Here is a 25,389-nt window from a genome sequence, read left to right on the forward strand (position 1 = left end):
GCGCAGCGCACACAAGGAGGCGGCGCCGCGTGCCACCGGGACGCCCGGTGATGCGCCGCGCCGCCTTCCGGCCTTGTGGGCGTCCTGCCCAGGGGGTGTCCGTGGAGTCCCGCCTCGGGTCAGATCCGTCCGCCGGTGAGCCGGGTGAGCGGGCCGTGCGTGTGGCGTCCCGCGCGGCGTCCCACGGCGTACGACGCGGCGCTCAGGGCGGTCAGGCCCGCCCCGACGCCCGCGGCGACGGCCTTGCGGTGGGCGATCACCGTCCAGGCCGTCTTCGCCGTGGCGGCGACCTGGCCGGAGGCCGTGACGACGGCCTGGCGGCCCGCCTCGACACCCCTGGCCGCGGTCTGCACGGCCGCCGTCGTCGTCTCCGCGGAACGTTCGGCGCCTGCCTTGACGGCTGACGCCGCGTCATCGGCCTTGGCCGACGCGCGCTTCGCGGCCTGGGCCGTCGGCGCGGTCGCCTTGTCCGCGGCGCCGCGGGCCTTGGACTCCGTGGTCCGTATGGTGGTCGGCTTCTGATTCGTGCGCTTGTTCTCTTCAGTCATGGACTGCGACTTGCCTCTGACTCCGGCGGCAAACACGTTCGGTCGCGCACCGTCCGGGCGGGCGGAGGGCTGAGCCCCTCGTCGAAGGGGTAAGCGAGCTACAGGCAAGACGACGTCAGAACACGAAGGAAGTGCATCATGGCCGGCATCCTGAATCGCATCAAGCAGTTCGCCCGGAGCCCGCAGGGGCGGCAGGCCGTCGAGCAGGCACGGCGGGCCGCCGCCGATCCGCGCAAGCGGGCCCAGGCCCAGCGGCTGCTGGGCAAGCTCCGCGGGCGCCGCTGACCGGGCCCGCGCCGGCCGCACCGGCCGGGGAGGGAATCCTCCCGGAAACCAACTCTTCGAGCACGCAAGTGTGTTCATGCCCGGCATGGGCACTTGTGCCGCATCACACTGAGAGGAGCTGGTTCGATGAGCACGGCAGGCAAGGGCCGGAAGGCCTGCGCGTTATGCGTCGCCGGTGTGCTGGCCGGCACGGTGCTGGTCGGCTGCGGCGACGACGACGGCACGGGTGACGGCGCACGGGGTTCCTCGGCGCAGGGCGACACACAGGAGCAGGGCACCCAGGCGGTGCGCTCCGCCTACGACAGGACGGCCGAGGAGGACACCGCCAAGGTGAGGCTGCGGGTGCAGACCTCGGCCCAGGGCGCCTCGGAGTCCGCGAACGGCCAGGGCGCCGTGGACCTGGACGACGGCGACAGCGTCATGACGCTCACAGTGCAGGGGCAGCGGATCGAGCAGCGTGTGGTCGATCAGGTGCTGTACCAGAAGATGCCCAAGGGGCAGGCGCCGGGCGGCAAGCCCTGGATCAAGATCGACCTGGGGAAGGTCTCCGCACAGCAGGGCGCTGGCGACCGGTCCATGAGCGATCCGGCGCAGTCCGCGGCGTACGCGAAGGCGATCAACGACAAGGACGTGACGAAGAAGGGCACGGCCACGATCGACGGCGTCGAGACCACGCACTACCGCGTCTCCGTCGACGTCGCCGAACTGCCGGGCGGCGACGCGCTGCGGCAGCAGGTCGGCCCGACGCTGCCGATGGACGTGTGGCTCGACGAAGAGGGCCGCATGCGCCGTCAGCAGGTCGACATGACCCTCAAGTCCGCGCCGGGGTCCACGGAACGGTCCTCCACCGACGCCTCGCCGTCGCCTCAGCGGGTCACGGTGCGCACGGTCATGGACTTCACCGACTTCGGCACCGAGGTGGAGGCGGACGCGCCCCCGGCCGGACAGGTCACCGACATGACCGGCAAGGCCCTGGAGCAGGGCAAGAAGCAGGGCTGACCCGAGCTCATCGCACGCCACGGCTGCGGAGCCGCCGTACGAGGTCGTCCGCGGCCGTCGGCCAGTCGGGGTGTCCGAACGTGAAGCCCGCGTCCAGGAGGCGGCCGGGGACGACGCGGCGGCTCTTGAGCAGCAGTTCGGTGTCCGAGCGCAGGACGAAGGCGCCGGCCTCGGCCATCCAGCGCGTCGCGGGCAGGCCCACCGGGACACCCCACGCCGTACGCAGGGCGCGCATGAAGTCGCGGTGCGGCAGGGGCGCGGGAGCGGCGAGATTGACCGGGCCCGCGATGTCGTCCCGGGCGACCAGGAACTCGACCGCCCGGACGAAGTCCTGGTCGTGGATCCACGACACGTACTGCGCGCCGCCGGCGACAGGGCCGCCGAGGCCCAGGCGGGCCAGCCGCAGCAGGACGTCGAAGACGCCGCCGCGGTCCGGGCTCATGACCATGGCGGCACGCAGAGCCACCTTCCGGGTGTGCGGGGTGCCGGCCGTCTCCTGTTCCCGCTCCCAGGCCTTGGCGATGTCGACGCTGTAGGCCCAGTAGCCGGGGGCGTCGGGTTCGGTGCCGCCGATGACGCCGCTGGCCTCGTCGTTGGGCGCGTCGAAGCGGTGGGAGTAGACGGTCGCGGTGCTCATCTGGAGCCAGACCCGGGGCGGCCGGGCGGCCGCGGCGATCGCCTCGCCGACGACCCGGGCGGAGTGGACCCGTGAGTCCATCATCTCGCGGAGGTTGGCGGGGGTGTAGCGGCAGTTGACGCTCCGGCCGGCCAGGTTGACCACGACATCGCTGCCGTCGATCTCCCCCGCCCACGGGCCCAGGGTCGTGCCGTCCCAGTGCACGTCGTCCGGCTGCCGCGGACGCCTGCTGAACACCACGACGTCGTGTCCGGCCGCGCTCAGCGCGCGCTTCAGGACCGTACCGACCTGCCCGGTGCCGCCGGGTATCACGATCTTCATGTCACTCCCCCTTGACGTGTGAGAGTGACCCTAGCTCATATTTGAACGCGTTCAAAACCCTCGACGGCTTGGGCCTTAGCCTGCGCAGATGTGCCATCGGGCAAGATGGGGGCCATGAGCGTAGTCAAGATCAATGTGCTGACCGTGCCCGCCGAGCAGCGGGAGACGCTGGAGAAGCGGTTCGCTTCCCGCGCGCACGCCGTGGAGAGCTCGGACGGCTTCGAGTGGTTCGAGCTCCTCCGCCCGGTAGAGGGCACCGACACCTACCTCGTCTACACCCGGTGGCGTGACGAGGCGTCGTTCCAGGCCTGGATGGAAGGACCGATGAAGGCCGCGCACCAGGGCGGCGGCGAGGGCGGCGAGCGCCCCAAGCCCGCGGCGAGCGACTCGACACTCTGGTCGTTCGAGGTGGTGCAGCAGGCGGGGCCGAAGGGCGCCTCGTGATGTGATGAAACGCCTTAGCCGTCGCCCTGTTCCGTCGCGGGTTCGGTCGCGAGCACGAGGATCGCGATCTGTACGCGGTTCTCCAGTCCGAGCCTGGTCAGGATGCGGTTGACGGTGCTCTTCACGCCGGCTTCGCTGAGGCCGAGCGACCCGGCGATCCGCGCATTCGAGAGTCCGCGGGCGACCAGTTCCGCGACATCCCGTTCGCGCCGGGTGAGCGCGTCCAGCGGGTCGCCCGGGCCGCCGGGCGGCCCGTCGGCCGGTGACGGGCGGGGCCGCACGCCGGACAGCAGTGGCGGCGGCAAGTCGGAGAACGCCCGGATCAGCCGCCGCGTGACCGTCGGCGCGAGCATCGCCTCGCCCGCCGCGACCACTCCGATCGCCTCGGCCAGCAGCTCCGGCGTGGTGTTCTTCAGCAGGAACCCGCTGGCCCCGGCGCGCAGCGCGGCGTGCACGTACTCGTCCAGGTCGAAGGTCGTCAGCACCAGCACGCGCGGTCGCGGCCCGGGGTGCGGCCAGCCCCGGAGGATCCGCGCGGTCGCCTCCACCCCGGTCATGCCCGGCATCCGTACGTCCATCAGCACCACGTCCGGGCGGAGTTCGTACGCCGCCTCGACGGCCCGCGCGCCGTCCGCCGCCTCGCCCACCACCTCAACGTCCGTACGCCGCCGGAGCATCATCCGCAGCGCCGTCCTGACCAGCTCCTGGTCGTCCACGGTCAGCACCCGCACCGGCGGCGTCATCAGCGCTCCTCCGCCGCGTACGCGCCGTCGGCGAGCACGTACGGGCTGCCGTCCTGCGGCCGGAACGTGGCCTCGACCCGCCAGCCGCCGTCCGGGACGGGTTCCGCGCGGAGCGTGCCGCCGAACAGCGCGGTGCGCTCGCGCATGCCGATCAGCCCGAGCCCGGAACCGGGCATCGGGCGGCGGTCCGGGGTGGGCGCGGCGTTCTCCACGGTGACGGTCAACCGGCCGTCTGGGCAAGCCAGTCCGACGCGTACGGGGACGGCGCCGGCGTGCTTGCGCACGTTCGACAGCGCCTCCTGTACGACGCGGTACGCCGAGACCTGCACAGCGAGCGGCAGCTCCGTGACCGGCCCGGTCACCGTGAGCGTGACCGGGCAGCCCGCCGCCTCCGACTCCCCGGTCAGCCGTTCCAGGTGGCGCAGCGACGGCTGCGGGAGCGGCGCGGCGCCACTCTCCGGCGGCGGGTCCGCGAGCAGCCGGACCAGGCCGCGCATCTCGTCCAGCGCGGTGTCCGCCGCCTCGCTGATCGCCGCCACCCCCTGACCGGCGGCGCGCGAGTCGTCCGGCAGAACGACGGTGACCGCGCGTGCCTGCAAGGCGATCGCGCTGACGTGGTGGGCCACCAGGTCGTGCAGATCGCGAGCGATCCGGGCGCGTTCGGCGGCCACCGCGCGCCGGGCGCTGACCCGCTGCTCGGCACGGAGGCGTTCGGCCAGGTCGCGCAGGCGCGCGGCGTCCGCGTACAGCCGGCGCCGTGACGCGCCCAGCAGCCATACGGCGGCGGCCATAGCGGCGGCCACCAGGTAGTCGGCGGGGCCGAGCGGGACGGCGGTGTCGGCCGGGGAGATCACGTTCAGCCGGCCGTCGACCGCCTCCGGGACGAACAGCGTCGTGGTGAGCGCGACGGGAGCCAGGAGGCTGCGCGGCGCGGGCGTGTGCCGTGCCACCGAGTAGCAGGCCAGGAACACGGACTGGGCGTTGTCACCGAAGGGTTCGAGCAGTTCCCCCGTCAGATAACAGACCGCTGTGGCGGCCAGCACGAGCCCCGGACGCGAACGCCGCCACACCAGCGGCAGGCCCGCCCCGACGAGCGGTGCCATGACGGCGGCGGTCGGGCCTGCGCCGTCGGGCATCGGCAGGCGCAGCCGGAGCAGCACGGCGATGCCGGTGAGGACGGCGGCGACGAGCACGTCCGCGGGGCGCCCGGCGAGCCTGCGGCGCAGCGTGGCGGCGGACGCCCGTACGGAACCGGCGGATACCCGTACGGAACCGGTCGACGCCTGTAAGGCACCGCGCCGCGCCGGTGAGGACCGTACGGACCGATCCGTTCCGTGCCGCCGCCACGAACCCCCCGTCATGCCCAACCCCGTCCCCGCCCCCGGTCCCGCCCGCTCACCGCTCACCGAGTGGTCTTCGCCCCCGGTGGCCCTGCCGGCATCGTATGACCGGCGATCACAGGAGACGCAGGGCACGGAACGAAAGTTGCCCCGCCCGCCCCTCCCGGCGGACGACGCCCTCCCAGGGGTCCCGCTCCTAGCGTCGGTGGTGCTTGCTCACACAGCGTCCGCACACAGCGTCCGTACCCCTGGAGGATCCCGTGTCAGCCAACCCGTCCCGACGGCCTTCCCACTCGCGCCGCCGCCACGTCACGCCGGCGATCGCCGCCGCCCTCGTCATGGCGGTCGCCGTGCCGACGGCCGTCACCGACGCCGTCGCCCGGGTGAACGACGACGGTTCCGCCTCCGCCGCCGCGCGGCACACGCCGTTCCAGCGGGACGCCGACGCCGTACGCGACGCCGGCGCGATCGGCGTGCAGGCCCGGGTGAGCGGCGGCCGTCACGATGCCGCCACCGTGACGAGCGGCACCGCCGACATCCGTACGGGCCGCCCCGTGCCCGACGGCGGCCACTTCCGGATCGCCAGCAACACCAAGACCTTCGTGGCCGCCGTCGTGCTCCAACTCGTCGGCGAGCGGAAGGTGGCTCTGGAGGACACCGTCGAGAAGTGGCTGCCGGGCGTGGTGCGCGGCAACGGCAACGACGGCCGGAAGATCACTGTCCGCCAACTGCTCCAGCACACCAGCGGAATCCACGACGACTACCCCGCCATCGAGACGGCGAAGAAGTACTACGAGGTCCGCTTCCACCCGTTCACCCCCGGGCAACTGGTCGAACGGGCCATGCGGCACCGCCCGGACTTCCCGCCCGGCAAGGGCTGGAGCTACTCGAACGTCGGCTACATCCTGCTCGGCATGGTCATCGAGAAGGCCACCGGCCACACCTGGCACGACCAGGTACGGCAACGGCTGCTGAAGCCGCTCGGGCTTCGGCACACGTACTACCCGGGCGGCTCGCCCGCCGTCCGGAACCCGCACGCGCGCGGCTACCAGCGGTTCGGCACGAGACCGAAGCTCGTCGACGTGACCCTGTACGAGGACCCCAACGCGTCCGGCGGCCTCATCGGCACCACGGCCGATCTGAACCGCTTCTTCCGCGACCTCCTCGGCGGCAAGGTCCTCAAGCCCGCCCAGCTCAGGGAGATGAAGCGCACGGTCCCTTTGAACGACGAGTTCCAGGTGCCGTACCCGGGCGCGCGGTACGGACTCGGGCTGATGAAGACCGGACTGCCGTGCGGCGGCTGGGCCTGGGGCCACGGCGGGGACGAGATCGGCTACATGAGCCGGAACGCGGTGAGCGACGACGGCCGGGTCGCCGTCACCGCCTCGATGTCCACCGGGTGGGCCACCTCCGTCGAGGACGTGCTGAGGCAGCACCGGGCGGGTGTGCGGCTGGTCGCGAACGCGTTGTGCCGCGAAGGGAGGCAGACCGTACGGCCCTGGTGACGGGGTCCGGTGACACCTCCCCCGGGGACGGCGGCGGGATCGTGCTCAGGGGCGCCAGGAGCGTGACGGTGCGGCGGTACGGCCGACCGCCGCCGCCAGCTTGCGGAGCCGGCGCCAGTCCAGACGGGGTGGCGCCTCGGGGACCCCGGGGCGGTCGCGGGGCACCCGGACACGCAGGGCCCGGCGGGCGATGCGGCAGTGGACGGGGGAGGGCAGGGTGAGGGCCTCGCCGTCGAGGCCGACTTCCAGGTGCGGTGCGTCGGCTTCGACGACCACGTGCTGGGCGGTGAGCACCGTGAGCCCCTCCGGGCGCGGGGCCAGCAGGAGTTCGGCCGCTTCCACCGCACTGTCGACGCGGACGGCGAGCACGCCCAGCTTCCCGGAGTCGAGCCGCTGGCGCCGGCCGAAGCCGAACGGATCGTCCATGCGGTACGGGTTGTTGCTCACCAGCACGGCCTGCGGGTCGGCGATGGTGGTGCCGTCGGCGCCGGCCGTCAGCCGCGGGCCGCTCTGCCGGGTGAGCAGCTCCGGCAGCCGCTCCAGCGCCGCGCCCACCTTGTCCTCGCGATAGCCCGGGCTCTGGACGACGGCCCCGTACGCGCCGAACGACGCGTTGTTGACGAAGGGGCGGTCGTCGGCGAAGCCGAGGTCGACGCGGAGTTCCACCCCGTCGGTGAGGGCGTCGAGGCATGTGGACGGATCGTCGCGGTCCAGGCCCAGGTCCATGGCGAAGTGGTTGCGCGTGCCGGCCGAGATGACGAGGAACGGCAGGCCGTGCTCCGCCGCGACGGCGGCGACCAGCGCCTGCGTGCCGTCGCCGCCCGCGACGCCGAGCAGGTCGGCTCCCTCGGCCACGGCGGCCTTGGCCAGGGCGGTGACGTCCTGGTGCTGGTCCGGGTCGAGGAGGACGACTCGGGCGCCCAGCGCCTCGGCCTTCTCCTTGATGCCGAACTTCCCGACCTTGCCGCCGCCGGAGCGGGGGTTGAGCAGGAAGAAGGGGCGTTTCGGCGGTGGGGTGCGGTATTCCTTGACCCGTACCGGCCGCAGGCCCGTGCTGCGCAGGGCGTAGCGGCCGCTCCAGACCGCGAGGCACCACAGCAGCAGGGACGCGAAGACCACCCAGAGCAGATTCGCGACCGCGAAGAGGGTGATGACGGCGACGGGGGCGACGACGGCCAGCGCGGCCGCCGCCGTGCGGGCCGGTCCCCGGCGGGACAGGACCCACCAGACCGCGGCCGCGGTCAGGGCGAGTCCCACCAGGCCGGCCGCGAGCAGCAGCAGTCCGTTCAGACCGCCGGTCACGAGGGGCAGCGACGCAGCCAGCGCCACCGAGGCCAGGGCTCCCCTGGCCGCCCATCTCTGCCGGCGGTGATTCCGCTCGCTCATCGCCGATCCCATGTGGTTCCTCCGCTCGAAGGCGCGGGCGGACCTTCCGGACCGCGCCCGGCCGTGAAACATCGTGCCCGCCGACGGATCGGCATGGCTACCGCCATCCCTGATGGCTCCCCCGCCGTGAGTCATGTCAGACGTGACGATCTTCCGGGGCGGAGCCATCGGTAGCGTACGCGGCCCCGTGAGTGCGGTTCCGCGCACCGGGGCACGTCGGCGCACACTCGCGCCGCCGCTGCCGGCCGCGGGTCCGCACTCCCCCTTGACCCGGTGAGTCTTATTACGCAACTCTGCTGGCACAGTCCCTGTCGACGAGGAGGCCGGCACGCGATGGAGTGGACGGGCGCGCGCTACGCGGACAGACCGACGGTCGAGGTGACGACGTGGATCGCCGCTCCGCCGGAGCGGGTGTGGGCGCTGGTGTCGGACGTGACGCGGATGCCCGAGATGAGCGAGGAGGTGCAGTCGGTGCGGTGGGTCGACGGGGCCGCCGGTCCCGCGGTCGGAGCCCGGTTCGTCGGGTGCAACAGGCACGAGGCGTTCGGCGAGTGGGAGACGACCTCCACGGTCGTCACGTACGAGCCCGGGCGGGTGTTCTCCTGGGCGGTCGGGGATCCGGACGAGCCCAGTGCCGTGTGGCGGTTCGGCCTCGCACCCAGGAACGGCGGGACCGAGCTGTCGCAGTGGATGCGGATGGGACCCGGGCGCTCCGGGCTCTCCTTCGCGATCGACGCCATGCCGGAGAAGGAGCAGAAGATCGTGTTCGTGAGGTTGCGGGAGTTCGAGCGCGGCATGACCGCCACGCTGGAGCACGTCCGGCAGTGGGCGGAGGCGTGATGCGGGCGGCGACGACCGTCGAGGCGTCGGGCCTCGGCTCCTGGTCCCGGCAGGCCGACTTCGTCGCCGAGGCCGAGAGACTGGGGCTCGACATCTGCTGGGTGGCCGAGGCGTGGGGCTCCGACGCCCCGTCCGCCCTCGGCTTCTACGCGGCCCGTACGGAACGGATGCTGCTGGGCTCCGCCGTCATGCAGGTCGGGACGCGCACGCCGGTGGCTCTCGCGCAGACGGCGATCACTCTGTCCAACCTCTCCGGCGGACGTTTCCTGCTCGGCCTCGGCCCGTCCGGTCCGCAGGTGATGGAGGGCCTGCACGGGGTGCCGTTCGCCCGTCCCCTGGCGCGTATGCGCGAGACGGTGGAGATCGTGCGGCAGGTGCTCGCGGGCGGCAAGATCTCCTACTCGGGCTCGGAGTTCAGAATTCCGCTGCCCGGCGGGGAGGCGGTGCCGATGCGCCTGTCCCTGCGGGCCGAGCACGCCGTGCCCGTCTATCTGGCCGCGCTGTCACCCGCCATGCTGCGGCTGACCGGCCAGGTCGCGGACGGCTGGCTCGGCACCAGTTTCGTACCGGAGGGCGCGGCGGACGCCTACTTCGCTCCGCTGGACGAGGGGCTGGCCGCCGCCAGCCGCAGCCGCGCCGGCTTCGACGTCTGCCAAGGGGCCGAGGTCGCCTTCGCCCGGGACGAGGAGGCGCTGGACGCCATGGTCGCGGGCCGGAAGAAGGAACTCGCCTTCAGCTTGGGCGGCATGGGCTCCGCGTCGGCGAACTTCTACAACCGGGCCTACAGCCGGCAGGGCTGGGCCGAGGTCGCGGCGGAGGTACGGGAGCGCTGGCAGGCGGGCGACCGGGACGGTGCGGCCGGTCTGGTCACCGACGAGATGGTGCTGGCCACCACGCTCATCGGCACGGAGGAGATGGTGCGGCGGCGGCTGCGCGTCTGGCGCGACGCCGGGGTGGACACGGTCCGTCTCTACCCGGCCGGGGAGACCTTCGAGGACCGGCTCGACACCCTTGGCAGGGCGATCGAGTTGGTCCATGAGACCGGCGAGATCGGCGGCGCGTCCTGAACCCGGCGGCGGGTAAGCTCCGGTGCTGATCACCGGACGAACGACCAACGGGGGACACGTGCGGGCCAGGGCCACCGTGACGACGACCGCACTCGCAAGCCTGCTGGCGGGCGCCGCCCTGACCGGGTGCGGCGCCGGCGGCACCGGCGAGGAGAAGTCCGCCGGTGACATCCTCGACGAGGCCAACGCGACAATGCGGAAGCTGAACTCCGTCACGGTCGACATCAGCAACCGCACGACGAGCGGCGGTTCGGTCACCAACCGCCTCGTGACCGACCTCGACAGCCGGTGCAGATCCAGGACCACGTGGTCCGGGGGCAGCGCCCTGGAGCAGATCCGGCTCGGCGAGACCGACTACGTCCGGCCGAACCGGGCCTACTTGCAGAAGTGGAAGAACTATCCGGGCCTCACCGACGAGCAGAAGCTGTGGGTGAAGACGCCGGTGGACCCGGCCGGCGCCGGACGCGACGGTCTCGCCTCCTGCGAACGGCCCTTCGACTCGTTCGGCACGGCGCGCAAGGGCGGCTCCGCCCGCGTCGAGGGTACGAAGGCCGTCAAGTTGGTCGTCACCGACAAGGCGGACAAGGCGGGGACGTACACCTTCTACGTGGCTGCCGAGGGCAAGCCGTACGTGCTCAGGACGGTCTACAAGAGCGCCGCGCAGCACACCACCACCTCCTTCAGCTCCTTCGACGAGCCGCTCGACGTCCGGGCGCCGAAGGCGGGCGAGGTGCTGAGCGTGCCGGGCGGCAACTGACCCGCCGTCACGGGAGAGCGAGCGATTGTCGACAGCGCTTTCCGTTGGAATTCGGCAGCAATTGGCCGAGCGGGGCGAATCGGCCCACAAGGGCTTGACGGGGCGGGATGTCCTCGGCCTACTGGAAGGCGCAGCCGGCCGTGTCGGGGGTCTGGTCCGGCGCCGGCCCGGCGGGCCGAACAGCTCCGTCCTCCCCCACCGGCACGCGGGTCAGGGGTCTGATGGTGCGGCGACGATGGGCAGCGGCGGTGGGCCTGGTGGCGTGCCTGCTGTTGCTGCATCTCGTCGTGCCGGGGTTGGCGCGGGGCGGGCACCCGGCGGAGACCGCGGCCACGGCGGCGGTGGATGCGGTGGATGCCGCGGATGCGCTGGAGCCGGGGGCGACTTGGGGCACCGAGGCCCACGGAACCGGGGGCGAGAGGGCCGGTGCCGAAACGGCCGGAGAGCCCTGCCCCTGCGGGGAGGAGCCGTCGGTCCGGCAGCCGGTGGCGCGGACGCCGAGGGCGGCGGGAGCGGCCCGGGCCGGTGCCGTGGTAGGCGGACAGCCCATGGTGGACCGGGGTGGCACGGACGTCCGAGCGGCGGGAACGGCCCGGCGTCCGGAGACGGTCGCACCCGCCCCGAACGCCGTTGAGTTACAGACGTTTCGCTGCTGAGCGACGGCGGTACCGACAGGGCCTGCGCCGTGCGGCCCGAGTACTGCCTGGTGCCGGTACGCGGTGATGTGCAGGCCTTCGCGTGTCCCCATGCCGATGACACAGGAGGCGGAGTTGCCCGGAAAGCGTGTTCTGATTCTGAAGCCGGACGAACTGAGCCCGACCGACCAGAAGATGTGGCGGGAGATACGGACGGAGTCCGGAGCCCCGGCGAATCCTTTTCTCGACCCGGCGTTCACCACGGCGGTGGGGCGGGTCAGGCCCGCGGCCAGAGTGGCGGTGCTCCAGGACGACGGCTCCCCGGTCGGGTTCTTCCCGTACGAGAGGGGACCGCTGGGGCAGGGCCGCGCCATCGGGCTCGGGGTGTCCGACAGCCAGGGGGCCGTGTTACGCCCCGGGATCCGGGTCGACGCCCGCAGGTTACTGCGGTCCTGCGCGCTGTCGTCCTGGGAGTTCGACAACCTCGAAGCCGGCCAGGGGGCCTTCGCGCCGCACGCGGTCGAGGAGCTCGCGTCCCCGGTCGTCGACATCGGCGAGGGGTTCGAGCGGTACGCGGAGCGGCTGCGCGCGAAGTCGCCGAGCTTCCTCAGACAGACCCTGGCCAAGGAGCGCAGGCTCGCCCGGCAGGTCGGCGAGGTGCGGTTCGCGTACGACGCCCGGGACCCGGGTGCCTTGCGGGCGCTGATGGAATGGAAGTCGGCACAGTACCGGCGGACCGGCCGGCGCGACCGGTTCGCGCAGGAGTGGATCACGCGCCTGGTGCGGTTGCTCGGGGAGAGCGAGGAACCGGAGTGCCGTGGCGTGCTGTCCGTGCTGTACGCGGCGGACCGGCCCGTGGCCGCGCACTTCGGTCTGCGCTCGCGCACGGTGCTGTCCTGGTGGTTCCCGGCGTACGACCGCGACTACGCCAAGTACTCCCCTGGCCTCGTGCTCCAGCTGAAGATGCTTCAGGCCGCAGCGGCCGACGGCGTCGAGACGGTCGACCTGGGGAGCGGTCCGGCCCGCTACAAGGAGTCGCTCAAGACCCGTGATCTGCGGGTGTACGAGGGGGTGGTGCTACGGCCGGTGCCGGGCGGGGCCGTCCACTGGCTGGGCCGGGAGCCCGCGCGGGCCGCCCGTCGTTTCGTCCGCAACCGGCCCCGCCTGGCCGGCGCGGCGGCGCGGACGCTGGAGGAGGTGGGGCGGCTGCGCGGTCACTGAGACCGGACCGCCCGGGCGCCCGGCTCCGGGGAACCGGGCGCACCGCGATCACCTCGTGGCGGTCCAGCTGTGGGCGACGTCCACGATCACGCGGCCGTCGAGCTGCAACACCCGGAAGGGCAGCCGGGCGCGGACGCCGAGCCCGATCTGGGTCTCGCCCTCGAAGCTGCCGGCGAACCGGGTGTCCCGGAAGGTGCGGTAGCCGGTGAGGTCCACGCCCGGCAGCGGGCGCGCCACCCGGCCGGGATACGTGGCGGCGCCGGTCTCCGGGTCGTAGGCGGGCGCTGTGACCCGCACCTCGAGGACGGCTCCGCCGGCCACGGGCACCTCCCGGCCCGAGCCGTCCTGGTAGAGCCGGTCGACGTAGCGGACCGAGTAGCCGACGTCGCTGCCCCCGCCGGGCACGTCGATGACCATCCGGTCGAAGCAGGTGTGCCGGCCGGTCCGGATGTCCTCCACCGGCGCGATCGTGCCACTGGTGTCGGTCTTGGGAAGGCTCCCCCAGCCGGTCGGGCAGGCCGTGGCCTGAGTGGCGGCCTGGGCTGCGACGGGTGCGGCACCGGCCGGGACCGCCGCCACGCCCACCGTGGCGCCCACGAGCGCGAGAGTCGCGCATGCTGTTCTGATTCGTACCATTTCGGCCCCCGAGGCTCGCTTGTTGCTGGTATCGGGTGAGACGACCGATGGCACCGAAAGGTTGCACCCACCGCGCCGGACCGCCGACCATGGCACATCCTGGTGGGGAGCGATGGGGTCCGGTGCGTCCGTACCGGGAGGACGCGAGATGGATGAGTCAGCCGCCGTACCGGACGGGCCGCGGTCACCCGGGGGCCGGAGCCGGGGCGGTGGTGACGGCCGGGTCCGGACCGGGGACACCGGCCGGATCGAGGATGCCCTGACCGCTCCGCTGATCGATGCCGTGCGGGACCTCGGTGGCTACGGCGGGCTGGTCTACCTGCGTTCCCGCGACCGGCGTTCGCTCGTGCTCGCGCTGGTGACCGGGGTGCCCCGGTCGCTCCTGAAGACCTGGTGGCGGGTGCCGGTGGGCGGTGCGCTGCCCATGGCGGAGGCCTACCGGCGCGACGAGACCCTGTGGCTGCCGGACGAGCGCGCCACCATGGTGCGCTTCCCGCACTTCACCGCCGGGCTGCCGTACTCCTTCGGCTCGGCCTACCGGCCCGTCCGGGCCGGCGGCGAGGTCGTGGGTGTCCTGGTCGTGCTGCGTTCGGCCGCCCGGTCGCCGCTGGACGCCGACGCGGTGGAGCCGGCGCTGCGCCCCGCCGGACAGGTCATGGAGGAGCGTCTCACCCGCCTCGCCACCGGCCCGCCGGTCACGGGCTCCGCCGTGTACCGGATCGAGTACGACGGCGAACCGGTCGGCGTGCGGCTGCCCACGCCCGCCGTCCAGCCCGTCCGGGTCGGGCTCATCGACTGGGACCTGGACACCGACCGGTGCACGGCGGACGACGAGGCCCTCGCTCTCCTGGGCATCGGCCGGGCGGACTTCGGCGGCACGATGGCGGACATCGAGGCCCGCGTCAGCCCCGACGACCTGCACGAACTGCGGGCGAGCCGGCACGACGCGCTCACGCTCGGCCGGGTCAGATGCCGTCACTTCCGGGTGCGGGACGACTCCGCGGGCGACGAGGAGGCCGGCTACCGGCCCGTCGAGCTGTGGGGGCATCTCGTGCGCGGCGGCACGGGTGCCGACCGGATCCTGGTGGGGGCACTCGTCGACGCGGGCAGCGGGTTCACCGCCGCCGAGGCCGCCGAGCGGCTGCCCGACGGTCTCTTCTCGCTGGACCAGGACGGCCGCCTGACGTACGCCAACCGCGGCTGCGAGGAACTGCTGGGCGGCGGCCGGGAGGCGCTCCTGGGCCGCTATCCGTGGGAGGTGATCACCTGGCTCCGGGATCCCGCGTACGAGGACCGCTACCGGGCGGCGATGCTGTCGCAGGAGCAGGTGTCCTTCCTCGTGCGGCATCCCGCCGGGAACTGGCTGAGCTTCGTGCTGTACCCGGACGTGCACGGGCTGACGGGCCGGGTCCATCCGACCGGCCCGCCCACCGGGGCCGAGGCGGGGCGCGAGGCCGGGTCCGCCGCCGGTCCCGTGCCGGAGACCGCGGCCGTGGCGCCGCCCGGGCCGGTCGCCGCGGCGCGTGCCGGGGCGCTCTACCACGTGGTGCAGATGGCGAGCGTGCTCACCCAGGCGGTCACCGTCGAGGACGTCTGCCGGGCCGTGTCCGAGCAGCTGCTGCCCGCGTTCGGCGTCCGGGAGCTCGCCCTGTACACGGTCCGCGAGGGCCGGATGTACCTGCTGTGGGAGTCGGGCTACCCGGAGGGCTTCCTCGCGCCGTTCGAGGGTGTCACCCTCGACACGCAGCTTCCCGGTGTGCACGCGCTGACCACGCGCCTGCCGCTCTTCTTCGAGTCGCCCGAGGACCTCTCCCTCGCCTACCCGGGCATCACCCTGGACCGGATGAGTGCCTGGTCGTTCCTGCCGCTGATCGCCTCCGGGCATCCCGTCGGCTCGTGCATCCTCGGCTGGGACACCCCGCACCGGTTCACCGCCGACGAGCGTTCCGCGCTCACCGCGCTGAGCGGTCTGGCCGCGCAGGCACTGGAGCGGGCGCGGCTCTACGACGCCGAGTCCGCCGTCGCCCGCGGTCTCCAGGAGGGGCTGCTGCCGCACCGGCTGCCCGCCGTGGAAGGGCTGCGCACCACCGGCCGCTATCTGCCCGGCACCCAGGGCATGGCCATCGGCGGCGACTGGTACGACGTGATCACCACGGGGCGCGGGGTGGCCCTGGTCATCGGGGACGTCGAGGGCCACAGCGTGGGCGCCGCGGCCGTGATGGGCCAGCTGCGCAGTGCCGTGCACGCCTTCGCGGCGAGCGAGTGGCCGCCGCAGGAGGTCATCACGCACACCAACCGGCACCTGGCCGAACTGGAGGCGGACGTCTGCGCCACCTGCTGCTACATCGAGCTGGACCCGCGTACGGGGCGGGCGTTCGCCGTACGGGCCGGGCATCCCCCGCCGCTGCTGCGCCACCCCGACGGGCACGCCGAGATGCTGGACCTCGTGGGCGGCGTCATGCTGGGCGTGCAGACAGACGCGGTCTACCCCGTCACGGCGCTCACGCTGGCTCCGGGCAGTGTCCTCGCCCTGTACACCGACGGTCTGGTGGAGCAGCCCGGCAGCGACATCGAGACCGGCATCGAGGAGGTCCGCCGCTGTCTCGCCGACACCCCGGCGGACTCCGTGGACCATCTGGCCGACCGGCTGGTGCGGACGGCACGCCGCGCCCGGGAGCGGCCTGACGACGTGGCACTGCTGCTGACGGCGTATCGCTGAGCGAGCGGGCTGCCGGGACGTCCTCCGTCTCGCGCGATCGGCGTAGACGGCGGCGTGCGGGGTACGGTGGGCGGGACCGGTGAGCGAGGCGGTGATGGCGGTGGAGTGGCAGCAGTACGCCGAGCAGATGGCGATGCTCGCCCGGGACCTGGTGGCGCAGGACTCGGTGCAGGCGACGCTGGACGAGATCTCGGCAGCCGCTGTGAAACTGGTCGAGGGCTGTGACGCGGCCGGGATCCTGGCGGTGTCCAAGGGCCGGGCCGTGACGCTCTCCGTGTGCGGTGACATGGTCGAGGAGTCCGACCGGTTGCAGGGCGAGCTGGGCGAGGGACCGTGCTTCGACGCGGCCCGGCGCGTGGACGGCGAGCGGCTGTTCCGCATCGCCGACATGACGAAGCCGCAGCCGTCCTGGCCGCGGTTCTCACAGGCTGCCCGTGACCTCGGGATCGGCAGCATGACCGGTGTGCTGCTCTACACCGGCCAGGAGGACTTCGGCGCGCTCAACCTGTACTCGCGCCGGCCGGGGGCTTTCGGCAAGGACATCGAGGCCGCGGGCTGGCTGCTCGCCTCCCACGCCGCCGTCGCGCTGGCCACCGCCCGCACCGTCGACCAGCTGGAGCACGCCCTGGAGACCCGGCATGCCATCGGGGAGGCCATGGGGATCCTCATGGAGCGCCACCGGATGAGCGAGGACGAGGCCTTCGACGTGCTGCGGCGCATCTCCCAGCACCACAACGTCAAGCTGCGCGACGTCGCCCAGCACGTCCGCGTCGAAGTCCCCGGCCAGGCCTGACCGGAGCGACCGGGGTGTCGGCCTCAGGCCGGGCCGCCGTCGGGCCGGGTGGTGCGCAGGAGCAGCACCGTGATGTCGTCGGCGTGCTGTCCGGTGGGGGTCGTGTGGCGGACGAGCCGGTCGATGAGCCGTTCCAGGTCGTGGCCGTCGCCGGTGTCCAGCTGCCCGGCCAGGTCGGAGGTGGTCCGGGTCGCGTCGGTGCCGGGGAGCTCGACGAGTCCGTCGGTGTACAGGGCGAGGGTGGTGCCGGGGATCAGGGGCGTGGTGGTGACCGGGTAGTGGGTGCCGGTCTCGATGCCCAGCAGCGGGCCGGGTTCGACGTCGAGGACGCCGGCGGCGGCGTGGGCGGGGCGCAGCAGCGGGGGCACGTGACCCGCGCTGGCGAAGGCCGCCTGGTGGCGTGCCAGGTCGAGGTGGGCGTAGAGGCAGGAGACGAGCAGTTCGGAGTCGAGGTCGGCCAGCAGCCGGTTGGTGCGGGCGAGGACCTGGCCTGGTGCGGCACCGGCGGTGGCGTGGGCGTGGATGGCGGTGCGGACCTGGCCCATGAGGGCGGCGGCGGCGATGCTGTGGCCTTCCACGTCGCCGATGACGGCGGCCGCGGTCGTGTCGTCCAGGCGCAGGACGTCGAAGAAGTCGCCGCCGACCTCGACGCCGTGGCCGGCGGGCAGATAGCGGGCCGCGACGTCGAGTCCCGGCAGGCGCGGCAGTGCCCGGGGCAGCAGGGCGCGTTGCAGTTCGTGGACGAGTCGCTGCTTGGCGTCGTAGAGGCGGGCGCGGTCCAGGGCCTGGGCGATCAGGCCGGACAGCGAGGTGAGGACGGCGCGTTCGTCGGCGGTGAAGGTGTGCGGGTGGTCGTAGGACAGGATGCAGCAGCCGACCGGCCGGCCGGAGATGATCAGCGGGAGGAACGCCCAGGCCTGTTTGCCGCTGATCTGGGGTGCCCTGGGGTAGTTGCCGGCCATCTCGGCCGGGTCGGCGAAGAAGGCGGGGGCGCCGCTGGCGAGGACCTGGCCGGCGGGGGTGAGGCCGGTGTCGAGTGACAGGGCGTCGAGGCGTTCCACGACGTCGGCCGGGTAGCCGTGGTAGCCGATGATCTTCAGACGGCCGGCCTCGGCGGCGGACAGCACCAAGGCCTGGGCGCCGAAGGCGGGCAGGATCTGCTGGGCGATCAGCGTCAGGAGGTCGCGGACGGTCACCGTCTCGGTGAGCGCGGCGGCGAGGTGCACGAGTTGGTAGAGGCGTCCCGTCGGCGCGGCCGCGGGGGGCCTTGCGGCGGCGGGCGGCGGGTCCTCGGTCCGTTCTCCTCCCGGGACGACGCGGACGCTGATGCCGCTGGTGTCGGGGTAGAGCTGGAAGGTCAGCCACTGGTCCGGCGGGCGGAGCGCGGTGAAGGACACGGGGGCGCGGCTGACGACCGCCGTGCGGTAGTTGTCCTCGTGGACGGGGTTGTCCAGCCATGCCAGGGACTGCCAGGGGCGGGTGCCCAGCAGCCGGTCGGCGCGGCGGCCGAGCAGGCGGGCGGCGGTGGCCGTGGCGAAGGTGATGCGGCCCTCCAGGTCGAGGGCGAGGGCGCCCTCGGGGAGGCGTTCGAGGTAGTCGGCGGCGGCCAGGCCGGTCTGCACCGGGTGGTGCGCGGCGTCGACGGGGACGACGCGCGGCTGGTCGGGCACGGTGGGCGGCGAGGATGCCTCGTCGAGGAGGCGGGCCATGCGCCGGGCGCTGGAGGTGATGTGGCCCCGTTCGCGGGGCGTGACCGTGCGGGGACGCACGGCGGGCCACATCAGCACGATGCCGCCCCAGCAGCGCCGTACGCCGCTCAGCGGGACCGCGGCCAGGGCGAAGGGGTACGGCAGGACGGCGGCGGCCCGCGGGTATCGGCGGGCCATCTCGTCCTGGCTGCCGACGCAGACCAGGGCGTCGTCGCGGATCGCGTCGGCGACCGGGACGGGTGCGGTCAGCGGCAGGCGCTGCCACGGGGCGCTGAACGCCACCGGCAGACCGCACAGCGCCACCAGGCGCAGTACCGGCTCCGCCTCCTCGATGATGTAGAGGCCGCCGATCGAGGCGCCGGTGCCGCGCACGGTGTCGGCCAGGGCCACCCCCAGGGCGTCGTCCAGCGATCCGGCGCCCCCGGGTGGCTCGTTGCTCCCGGGCATGGTGTCCTCCCGCTCTTACCCGGACGCTACGCCTCACGGGGCGTGGGGGCACGTCATCGGGCCGGGCCGCGGAAGGATGCGTGGTGCCGGAAGGCATGGCCGGGCGGTGTGCCGGAAGGCATGGCCGGGCGGTGTGCCCAATCGCATGGCCGGGGCGGGTGCCGTGCTGGCAGAATCGGAGCCCTCGACGGCGACCGGGAGGCCGGCCTTGCAGACGCTCACATCGCAGGATCCCCTGGCCGTCGCCGTCACCGAGGCGATCCGGGGCGGCGATCTGCCCCGGCTGCGGCACCTACTGGCCGAGCATCCCGGTCTGGCCACCGTCCGCGTGACCGAGCACGGCGAGGACGGCAAGGGCACGCGCAGTCTGCTGCACATCGCGACCGACTGGCCCGGGCACTATCCCCATGGTCCCGAGGTGGTCGCCGCCCTCGTCGCCGCCGGGGCGGACCCCGGCGCCCGGTTCGGCGGTGCGCACGAGGAGACGCCGCTGCACTGGGCGGCCAGCAGCAACGACGTGCCCGTCCTGGACGCGCTCATCGCCGCCGGGGCCGACATCGAGGCCCCGGGTGCGGTGATCGCCGGCGGCACACCGCTCGCCGATGCCCGCGCCTTCGGCCAGTGGCGTGCCGCGCACCGGCTCGTCGAGCACGGCGCCCGCACCACCCTCCAGGACGCCGCCACGCTCGGCCTGCTGGACCGGGTGCAGGCGTACGTCGAGGCCGGTGAGCCGCCCTCGTCCGACGAGATCACCAGCGCTTTCCGGGGCGCCTGCCAGGGCGGTCAGCTGGCCACCGCGCAGTACCTCCGCCGGCACGGCGCCGACGTCGACTGGTGCGGCTACGACGACCGGACCCCGCTCGACATCGCCCGCGCCCAGGACGCCGACGATGTCGTGCGGTGGCTGCGCGGCCTCGGGGCGCGGAGCCGCTCGTAGTGTCCGCGAGGTCTCACAAGCAGTAGCGCACGAGCCACTCGTCCTGGTTGTACGCGGTGCGCGCGGGGTCCAGCGTGCTGGCCGCGCGCTCCTCGACCATGTCCTCCAGGCGCACCGGCTCCGGCAGCGTCCCGAAGCGGGCCTGGCGTGCTGCCGAGGCCTCCGTCTCGCTGCTCCGCTGCGCCATAGCGTCCTCCATGGCGATTCCCCTCTCCGGTTGGTCTCCTGGACCGATCGGCCTCCCTGGGCAATGAGTTGACGTACGGGGCGGACGCATGGTTCCCCGGGGGGATCGCTTGGTCGACCCTACGAACTTTCCGCTCGGCTGTTTCCCTTGCGGCGCACGAGTGATAGTAAACCTTCCTATCAGTTCTGCACGGCCGGCTCTTCCAACCCCCCACCCTGCTTGGAGGCACCGTGAGACACCCCTCGACCCCGGCAGCGCGCCGCACCGTTCTGGCGCTGTTCGGCGCCGCTCTCGCCACCGCCCCGTTCCTGAAGCCACCGCACGCCACGGCCTCCGTCCGTGCGGCCGGGCTCGACGACCCGGCGAAGAAGGAGATCGCCATGCAGCTCGTGTCGAGCGCGGAGAACTCCTCGCTCGACTGGAAGGCGCAGTACCAGTACATCGAGGACATCGGCGACGGCCGCGGCTACACCGCCGGCATCATCGGCTTCTGCTCCGGCACCGGCGACATGCTCGACCTCGTCGAGCTCTACGCGGACCGCAAGCCCGGCAACGTCCTGTCGAAGTACCTGCCGGCGTTGCGCCGGGTCGACGGCACCGACTCGCACGACGGGCTCGACCCCGGCTTCCCCGGCGACTGGCGCAGGGCGGCCCGCGACGCCGAGTTCCGGCGGGCACAGGACCACGAGCGCGACCGGGTGTACTTCGGCCCGGCGGTGCGGCAGGGGAAGGCGGACGGGCTGCGCGTGCTGGGCCAGTTCGCGTACTACGACGCCATCGTCATGCACGGCGACGGCAACGACCCCCTGAGCTTCCGCAACATCCGCAAGCGGGCGCTGCGCACGGCGAACCCGCCGGCATGGGGCGGTGACGAGGTGACGTACCTCGACGCCTTCCTGGACGCGCGCGTGTGGGCCATGAAGCAGGAGGAAGCACACAGCGACACCAGCAGGGTCGACACGGCGCAGCGGGTCTTCCTGCGCAAGCGCAACCTCGATCTCGACCCGCCGCTGGACTGGAAGGTCTACGGCGACAGCTACCACATCGGCTGACCCGCCGCGGCCCGGGCGGGGATTGGTCCACCAAGCAGGCACAGAAGTGGACCCCTTCCCGGGCCGCCCGGCTGCCTAGCGTCGCCCGTATGAACGCCACCACCACGCGCGGAGCCCTTCTCGCCGCGCTCGCCTGCGTCCTTGTCGGAGGCTCCTTCACGGCCAACAGCCTTCTGGGCGACTACCCGTACGCGGGCGGTCAGTTCCTGCGCTACGGGCTGGCCTGTCTGCTGCTCGTGCCGCTGGCCGGAAAGGGCGCGACCGCCCGGCTGCGGGCGCTGACAACCCGTCAGTGGGTCCGGCTCGCCCTGCTCGCCGCCGTCGGCATGGTCGGTTTCAACCTGGCCGTCATCGCCGCGGAACGCACGGCGGAGCCGGCGGTCCCGGGCGTGTTCGTGGGCTGTGCTCCGGTGGTGGTAGCCGTGCTCGTGCCCCTCCTGGACGGGCGCGGGCCCCAACGGGAGGTGCTGTACGGGGCGTTGCTCGTGGCCGTCGGTGCCTGCACCGTCCAGGGCTGGGGGCGCACCGACGGGGCGGGCATCACCTTCTCCGTGTGCGCCCTGGCGGGGGAGGTCGGGTTCGCCGTGCTCGCCGTACCCGTACTGCGGCCCCTCGGCCCCCGGCTGCTGTCCGCCACGGTGTGCGCGGTCGCCGCGCTGGAGTCGGCGGCGGCCGGGCTGCTCGCCGACGGCGCCGGGTGGCTGCGGCGTCCGGACGCCGTCGAGACCTCCGCGCTGCTGTGGCAGGCGGTGGTGGTCACGGTGGTCGGCTTCGTGTGCTGGTACATGGGCATGCAGCGGATCGGCGCGGAACGCGCCACCCTCTTCTCCGGTCTCATCCCGGTCGCGGCGGCCTGCACCGCACCGCTCGTCGACACGGGCTCCTACGGTCTCGCGCAGGCGGCGGGCAGCGCGCTGGTCGGCCTCGGCGTCGCCCTGGGGTCCGGGGCGCTGACGCGGACGGGCGGAGGCGGGCCGTCGGTGGTCCGGGCGGACGGCCGTACTCCCCCGGCCGCCGCCTTCCGGGGGAACGGCCGCCCTGAGGGGCGTGGCGACGCCGCGTCCGGCAGGCCGGAGTGATCCCGCGCGCATCTAATGGACGGCGTCGAACGTCCCGGCCCACAGGAGTCCAGGTCCATGCCGCACACCCGCACCGGTGAAGGGGACGAGAAGGCCGCGCGTGCCGGTCTGCTGCGGAGGCTGGGCGAGTGGTGCGCTCGCCACTTCGTGGTCGTCGTCATCGCCTGGCTCGTGGCGCTGGTGGCTCTCCAGGTCGTCAGCCGCTCGGTCGGGGGGACGTACTCCGACAACTTCACCCTGCCCCAGGCGCAGTCGCAGAAGGGTCTGGACGTGCTCCAGCAGCACGATCCGCAGGCCGGCGGCTACAGCAGCCAGATCGTGCTGCACGACGACGGGCAGTCCCTGTCCTCTCTGAGTTCCCAGATGTCCACCACCGTCGCCGACCTGGAGAAGCTGCCGCACGTCCTGTCGGCCCAGAACCCGCTCTCCGGCTCCGGCTCGTCCTCGGGTCAGTCGCAGCAGAACGTCGGGCCGTTGTCGGACGACGGGAAGACGGCTTACATCACCGTCCGCTTCGACGTGCAGCCGTCGACCCTCGGCGACGACTACCTGAACGGGGTCGACGACGCCGTACAGCCGCTGCGTTCGGCCGGAGCGGAGGCGGAGTACGGCGGGCCGCTCGGCGAGCTCGCCCGGCCGGCCGCCGACGACCGGGTGAGCGAGCTGATCGGCTTCGGCGTGGCCGTCGTCGTGCTGCTGGTCGGGTTCGGGAGCGTGCTCGCCGCCGGTGTGCCGCTGCTGACCGCGCTGATCAGCGTCGTCGGCGGCCTGGCCGTCCTCGGGCTGCTGGCCGCCGCGTTCACCTTCGCGACCGTTTCACCGACCCTGGCCACGATGATCGGCCTCGGTGTCGGGATCGACTACGCCCTGTTCCTGATCACCCGTCACCGGCAGAACGTCCTCGACGGAGCGGACCCGGTGCGGGCCGCCGGGCAGGCGGCCGCCACCAGCGGACGCGCCGTCCTCGTCTCCGGCTGCACCGTGATCATCGCGCTGGCGGGCCTGTCCGCGTCCGGGGTCTCCTTCATCGCCAAGCTCGGGCTCGCCGCCGCCGTCACCGTCGTCTCGGCCGTCGTCGGCGCGCTCACCCTGGTCCCGGCCCTGCTCGGGCTCCTCGGCCGGCACATCGACCGCTACCGGGTGCGCCGCCCCGTCGCCGAGACCGACCCCGAGGCGCTTGACGCGCCGCAGGGCACCTGGCACCGGTACGCGCAGCGGGTGGAGCGCAGGCCGCTGTGGTTCCTGGCGGCGGGTGTCGCCGTGATCGTCGTCCTCGCGATCCCGGTGCTGTCCATCCGGCTCGGCCACATCGGTGACGGTGCCGACCCGACGTCCTTCACCGACCGGCGGGCGTACGACCTGATGACCGACGCGTTCGGGCCCGGATCCAACGGTCCGCTGACGGTCGTCATCGACCAGACGGGAGTACCGGACTCGCAGCGCTCCGATCTGGCCTCGAAGGCCCAGCAGACGCTCGGCTCGGTCGAAGACGCAGCGGTCGTCACCCCCCTGACGCCCACCCAGGACGGGGACGTCCTGATCGGCACCGTCTACTCGACCCAATCCCCGCAGAGCGCGACGACCACGGACCTGACCAACCGTCTGGTCGACGACACGCTGCCGGACGTGGTTCAGGGCACGGACGCCAAGGGTTACGTCACCGGCACGACGGCGGCGCAGGTCGACTTCCGCGACATCGTCGCCTCCCGGCTGCCCTTGATCATCGCCGTCGTGGTCGCCCTGGCCTTCGTCATCATCCTGGCCGTGTTCCGGGGGCTGCTCGTCGCCGTGAAGGCCGCCGTCCTCAACGTCCTGTCGATCACCGCCTCGTACGGCGTGGTCGTCGCGGTGTTCCAGTGGGGCTGGGGTGGTTCCGCCCTCGGCGTCAACGGCACGGTGCCCATCGAGAGTTACGTGCCGATGATGATGTTCGCCATCATCTTCGGCCTCAGCATGGACTACGAGATCTTCCTGCTGTCCCGGATCCACGAGGCGTGGCTGCGCACCGGGGACGCCAAGGCCTCGGTCGCGCACGCCCTGGAGATCACGGCCCGGGTCATCACGTGTGCCGCGTTGATCATGGTGAGCGTGTTCGCGGCGTTCATCGTCAGTGACAACATCGTGGTCAAGATGCTCGGACTGGGGCTGGCCGTCAGCGTGCTCATCGACGCCACCGTCGTACGCCTGCTCATGGTGCCGGCCGTGATGACGTTGCTGGGGCGGCACGCCTGGTGGGCTCCGCGGTGGCTGGAGCGGGTGCTGCCGCACATCGACGCCGAGGGGCGGCCCGCATAGGCGTCGGCTGTCAGCGGAGCACCAGGTGGACCAGGGCGACGGTGCCGACCGACACGATCAGGGTGCGCAGGACGGCCGGGCTGAAGCGGCGGCCCGTCCTGGCTCCGATCAGGCCGCCCAGGGCGGAACCCACGGCGATGAGCAGGACGGCCGTCCAGTCGAAATCGGCGAAGAAGACGAACAGCACGGCGGCGACGGTGTTGACGACGGCGGCCAGCACGTTCTTGACGGCGTTGAGCCGCTGGAGGGTGTCGTCGAGCAGCATGCCCATCAGGGAGACGTAGATGATGCCCTGGGCGGCGGAGAAGTAGCCGCCGTAGACGCTGGCGAGCGTCAGGCCGGTGAACAGCAGCGGGCCGCCGTCACGGCGCGCGGGACCGTCTGCCGGGCGACGGCGGCGGACCCTCTTGGCGATCAGCGGCTGACAGGCGACCAGGACCAGGGCGAGACTCACGAGGACCGGCACGATCCGCTCGAAGGCAGATTCGGGCAGGGTCAGCAGCAGGACGGCGCCCGTGAGGCCGCCCAGCACGGCGCCGATGCCCAGCAGCAGGACGCGGCGCCGCTGCCCGCGGAGTTCCTCGCGGTAGCCGATGGCCGCGCTGATGGAGCCGGGGACCAGGCCGAGCCCGTTGGACACCGTAGCGGTGACCGGGGACAGGCCGGTGGCGAGCAGTACCGGGAAGGTGATCAGCGTTCCCGAGCCGACGACGGCGTTGACGGCGCCCGCGCCCATACCGGCCGCGAACACGGCGGCCATCTCGCCCGGCGTCACAGTGCCGCTCCGCTTACGGCAGCACCGCGTCC

General features: G+C 72.9%; 23 protein-coding genes. 14 read left to right on the forward strand and 9 right to left on the reverse strand.

The annotated features are described in order from the left end of the window. Positions 1 to 119 precede the first annotated feature (119 nt). The gene (locus tag ABFX81_RS31810) at positions 120 to 548 is read right to left on the reverse strand and encodes a hypothetical protein (protein ID WP_086838922.1); all 429 of its coding nucleotides are present in this window, start codon (positions 546 to 548) and stop codon (positions 120 to 122) included. A gap of 138 nt (positions 549 to 686) precedes the next feature. Here ABFX81_RS31810 and ABFX81_RS31815 point away from each other — a divergent pair, with 138 nt between their 5' ends. Both ABFX81_RS31815 and ABFX81_RS31820 read left to right on the forward strand, forming a co-directional pair. Continuing rightward, the gene (locus tag ABFX81_RS31815; RefSeq protein WP_167537512.1) at positions 687 to 833 is read left to right on the forward strand and encodes a hypothetical protein; all 147 of its coding nucleotides are present in this window, start codon (positions 687 to 689) and stop codon (positions 831 to 833) included. A gap of 126 nt (positions 834 to 959) precedes the next feature. Continuing rightward, positions 960 to 1,832, forward strand: a complete 873-nt coding sequence (locus ABFX81_RS31820) for an SCO4651 family lipoprotein (protein WP_086838920.1) — start codon at positions 960 to 962, stop codon at positions 1,830 to 1,832. A 7-nt stretch (positions 1,833 to 1,839) separates the two neighbouring features. Here the strand turns inward: ABFX81_RS31820 and ABFX81_RS31825 are convergent, their stop codons facing one another. Continuing rightward, positions 1,840 to 2,790 (reverse strand): TIGR01777 family oxidoreductase, encoded by a 951-nt coding sequence (locus ABFX81_RS31825; protein ID WP_086838918.1) that lies wholly within the window; start codon positions 2,788 to 2,790, stop codon positions 1,840 to 1,842. Between the two features lie 114 nt (positions 2,791 to 2,904). Here ABFX81_RS31825 and ABFX81_RS31830 point away from each other — a divergent pair, with 114 nt between their 5' ends. Then, on the forward strand, positions 2,905 to 3,234 hold the full coding sequence (locus ABFX81_RS31830; protein WP_086838917.1) for an antibiotic biosynthesis monooxygenase: 330 nt from the start codon (positions 2,905 to 2,907) through the stop codon (positions 3,232 to 3,234). Positions 3,235 to 3,248: 14 nt separating this feature from the next. Here ABFX81_RS31830 and ABFX81_RS31835 read toward each other — a convergent pair whose 3' ends face one another. Further along, positions 3,249 to 3,977: a response regulator transcription factor gene (locus ABFX81_RS31835; protein WP_346139014.1), complete on the reverse strand. Its 729-nt coding sequence runs from the start codon at positions 3,975 to 3,977 to the stop codon at positions 3,249 to 3,251. Beyond that, entirely contained in the window at positions 3,977 to 5,338 is a 1,362-nt protein-coding gene (locus ABFX81_RS31840) for a sensor histidine kinase (RefSeq protein ID WP_346139015.1), read from the reverse strand. The genes ABFX81_RS31835 and ABFX81_RS31840 overlap by 1 nt, the downstream gene beginning before the upstream one ends. Positions 5,339 to 5,577: 239 nt before the next feature. Here ABFX81_RS31840 and ABFX81_RS31845 point away from each other — a divergent pair, with 239 nt between their 5' ends. Continuing rightward, positions 5,578 to 6,822, forward strand: a complete 1,245-nt coding sequence (locus ABFX81_RS31845; RefSeq protein WP_346139016.1) for a serine hydrolase domain-containing protein — start codon at positions 5,578 to 5,580, stop codon at positions 6,820 to 6,822. Between the two features lie 45 nt (positions 6,823 to 6,867). On the opposite strand, the gene ABFX81_RS31850 is transcribed toward ABFX81_RS31845, so the two are convergent. After that, positions 6,868 to 8,220 carry a diacylglycerol kinase family protein gene (locus ABFX81_RS31850; RefSeq protein ID WP_086852746.1) on the reverse strand — a complete coding sequence of 451 codons (1,353 nt, stop codon included), beginning with the start codon at positions 8,218 to 8,220 and terminating at the stop codon, positions 6,868 to 6,870. Positions 8,221 to 8,541: 321 nt separating this feature from the next. On the opposite strand from ABFX81_RS31850, the gene ABFX81_RS31855 reads away from it, so the two are divergent. The 4 genes from ABFX81_RS31855 (at position 8,542) to ABFX81_RS31870 (ending at position 12,728) form a co-directional block, all read left to right on the forward strand. Continuing rightward, a complete protein-coding gene (locus ABFX81_RS31855; protein WP_086852748.1) occupies positions 8,542 to 9,048 on the forward strand; it encodes an SRPBCC family protein in 507 nt (168 codons plus the stop codon). Then, entirely contained in the window at positions 9,048 to 10,115 is a 1,068-nt protein-coding gene (locus ABFX81_RS31860; protein ID WP_086852767.1) for an LLM class flavin-dependent oxidoreductase, read from the forward strand. The genes ABFX81_RS31855 and ABFX81_RS31860 overlap by 1 nt, the downstream gene beginning before the upstream one ends. 76 nt (positions 10,116 to 10,191) lie before the next feature. Continuing rightward, positions 10,192 to 10,872 (forward strand): hypothetical protein, encoded by a 681-nt coding sequence (locus tag ABFX81_RS31865; protein ID WP_346139017.1) that lies wholly within the window; start codon positions 10,192 to 10,194, stop codon positions 10,870 to 10,872. A gap of 752 nt (positions 10,873 to 11,624) precedes the next feature. Further along, complete coding sequence (locus tag ABFX81_RS31870) at positions 11,625 to 12,728, forward strand: GNAT family N-acetyltransferase (protein ID WP_086852771.1); 1,104 nt, start codon at positions 11,625 to 11,627, stop codon at positions 12,726 to 12,728. 48 nt (positions 12,729 to 12,776) lie between these two features. On the opposite strand, the gene ABFX81_RS31875 is transcribed toward ABFX81_RS31870, so the two are convergent. Next, entirely contained in the window at positions 12,777 to 13,364 is a 588-nt protein-coding gene (locus tag ABFX81_RS31875) for an AMIN-like domain-containing (lipo)protein (protein ID WP_086852752.1), read from the reverse strand. A 148-nt stretch (positions 13,365 to 13,512) separates the two neighbouring features. Here ABFX81_RS31875 and ABFX81_RS31880 point away from each other — a divergent pair, with 148 nt between their 5' ends. Continuing rightward, the gene (locus ABFX81_RS31880; protein WP_086852754.1) at positions 13,513 to 16,083 is read left to right on the forward strand and encodes a SpoIIE family protein phosphatase; all 2,571 of its coding nucleotides are present in this window, start codon (positions 13,513 to 13,515) and stop codon (positions 16,081 to 16,083) included. Between the two features lie 94 nt (positions 16,084 to 16,177). Next, positions 16,178 to 16,876, forward strand: a complete 699-nt coding sequence (locus ABFX81_RS31885; RefSeq protein ID WP_086852778.1) for an ANTAR domain-containing protein — start codon at positions 16,178 to 16,180, stop codon at positions 16,874 to 16,876. Between the two features lie 23 nt (positions 16,877 to 16,899). On the opposite strand, the gene ABFX81_RS31890 is transcribed toward ABFX81_RS31885, so the two are convergent. After that, on the reverse strand, positions 16,900 to 19,032 hold the full coding sequence (locus ABFX81_RS31890) for a SpoIIE family protein phosphatase (RefSeq protein WP_086852756.1): 2,133 nt from the start codon (positions 19,030 to 19,032) through the stop codon (positions 16,900 to 16,902). Between the two features lie 208 nt (positions 19,033 to 19,240). On the opposite strand from ABFX81_RS31890, the gene ABFX81_RS31895 reads away from it, so the two are divergent. Next, positions 19,241 to 19,969, forward strand: a complete 729-nt coding sequence (locus ABFX81_RS31895; RefSeq protein ID WP_346139018.1) for an ankyrin repeat domain-containing protein — start codon at positions 19,241 to 19,243, stop codon at positions 19,967 to 19,969. Positions 19,970 to 19,982: 13 nt separating this feature from the next. Here ABFX81_RS31895 and ABFX81_RS31900 read toward each other — a convergent pair whose 3' ends face one another. Then, positions 19,983 to 20,168: a hypothetical protein gene (locus ABFX81_RS31900; protein WP_086852759.1), complete on the reverse strand. Its 186-nt coding sequence runs from the start codon at positions 20,166 to 20,168 to the stop codon at positions 19,983 to 19,985. 218 nt (positions 20,169 to 20,386) lie between these two features. Between ABFX81_RS31900 and ABFX81_RS31905 the strand changes: the two genes are divergently transcribed. From ABFX81_RS31905 to ABFX81_RS31915, 3 genes are all read left to right on the forward strand, one after another. Beyond that, positions 20,387 to 21,208 (forward strand): chitosanase, encoded by an 822-nt coding sequence (locus tag ABFX81_RS31905; RefSeq protein WP_086852761.1) that lies wholly within the window; start codon positions 20,387 to 20,389, stop codon positions 21,206 to 21,208. A gap of 89 nt (positions 21,209 to 21,297) precedes the next feature. Further along, positions 21,298 to 22,287, forward strand: coding sequence for an EamA family transporter (locus tag ABFX81_RS31910; protein ID WP_086852763.1), 990 nt, complete (start codon positions 21,298 to 21,300; stop codon positions 22,285 to 22,287). A gap of 57 nt (positions 22,288 to 22,344) precedes the next feature. Next, positions 22,345 to 24,582 carry an MMPL family transporter gene (locus ABFX81_RS31915; RefSeq protein WP_086852765.1) on the forward strand — a complete coding sequence of 746 codons (2,238 nt, stop codon included), beginning with the start codon at positions 22,345 to 22,347 and terminating at the stop codon, positions 24,580 to 24,582. 10 nt (positions 24,583 to 24,592) lie between these two features. On the opposite strand, the gene ABFX81_RS31920 is transcribed toward ABFX81_RS31915, so the two are convergent. Further along, on the reverse strand, positions 24,593 to 25,342 hold the full coding sequence (locus ABFX81_RS31920) for a sulfite exporter TauE/SafE family protein (RefSeq protein ID WP_428837237.1): 750 nt from the start codon (positions 25,340 to 25,342) through the stop codon (positions 24,593 to 24,595). Between the last annotated feature and the right edge of the window lie 47 nt (positions 25,343 to 25,389).

The organism is Streptomyces coeruleofuscus (genome assembly GCF_039532725.1).
Taxonomy (GTDB): domain Bacteria; phylum Actinomycetota; class Actinomycetes; order Streptomycetales; family Streptomycetaceae; genus Streptomyces; species Streptomyces coeruleofuscus.

Coding starts and splice junctions, on each gene's coding strand:
- ABFX81_RS31815 (WP_167537512.1), top strand. CDS start 687: ATGGCCGGCATCCTGAATCGCATCAAGCAGTTCGCCCGGAGCCCGCAG.
- ABFX81_RS31880 (WP_086852754.1), top strand. CDS start 13,513: ATGGATGAGTCAGCCGCCGTACCGGACGGGCCGCGGTCACCCGGGGGC.
- ABFX81_RS31850 (WP_086852746.1), bottom strand. CDS start 8,220: ATGGGATCGGCGATGAGCGAGCGGAATCACCGCCGGCAGAGATGGGCG.
- ABFX81_RS31835 (WP_346139014.1), bottom strand. CDS start 3,977: ATGACGCCGCCGGTGCGGGTGCTGACCGTGGACGACCAGGAGCTGGTC.
- ABFX81_RS31890 (WP_086852756.1), bottom strand. CDS start 19,032: ATGCCCGGGAGCAACGAGCCACCCGGGGGCGCCGGATCGCTGGACGAC.
- ABFX81_RS31860 (WP_086852767.1), top strand. CDS start 9,048: ATGCGGGCGGCGACGACCGTCGAGGCGTCGGGCCTCGGCTCCTGGTCC.
- ABFX81_RS31900 (WP_086852759.1), bottom strand. CDS start 20,168: ATGGAGGACGCTATGGCGCAGCGGAGCAGCGAGACGGAGGCCTCGGCA.
- ABFX81_RS31875 (WP_086852752.1), bottom strand. CDS start 13,364: ATGGTACGAATCAGAACAGCATGCGCGACTCTCGCGCTCGTGGGCGCC.
- ABFX81_RS31915 (WP_086852765.1), top strand. CDS start 22,345: ATGCCGCACACCCGCACCGGTGAAGGGGACGAGAAGGCCGCGCGTGCC.
- ABFX81_RS31920 (WP_428837237.1), bottom strand. CDS start 25,342: ATGGCCGCCGTGTTCGCGGCCGGTATGGGCGCGGGCGCCGTCAACGCC.
- ABFX81_RS31820 (WP_086838920.1), top strand. CDS start 960: ATGAGCACGGCAGGCAAGGGCCGGAAGGCCTGCGCGTTATGCGTCGCC.
- ABFX81_RS31855 (WP_086852748.1), top strand. CDS start 8,542: ATGGAGTGGACGGGCGCGCGCTACGCGGACAGACCGACGGTCGAGGTG.
- ABFX81_RS31830 (WP_086838917.1), top strand. CDS start 2,905: ATGAGCGTAGTCAAGATCAATGTGCTGACCGTGCCCGCCGAGCAGCGG.
- ABFX81_RS31810 (WP_086838922.1), bottom strand. CDS start 548: ATGACTGAAGAGAACAAGCGCACGAATCAGAAGCCGACCACCATACGG.
- ABFX81_RS31885 (WP_086852778.1), top strand. CDS start 16,178: ATGGCGGTGGAGTGGCAGCAGTACGCCGAGCAGATGGCGATGCTCGCC.
- ABFX81_RS31910 (WP_086852763.1), top strand. CDS start 21,298: ATGAACGCCACCACCACGCGCGGAGCCCTTCTCGCCGCGCTCGCCTGC.
- ABFX81_RS31840 (WP_346139015.1), bottom strand. CDS start 5,338: ATGACGGGGGGTTCGTGGCGGCGGCACGGAACGGATCGGTCCGTACGG.
- ABFX81_RS31825 (WP_086838918.1), bottom strand. CDS start 2,790: ATGAAGATCGTGATACCCGGCGGCACCGGGCAGGTCGGTACGGTCCTG.
- ABFX81_RS31870 (WP_086852771.1), top strand. CDS start 11,625: ATGACACAGGAGGCGGAGTTGCCCGGAAAGCGTGTTCTGATTCTGAAG.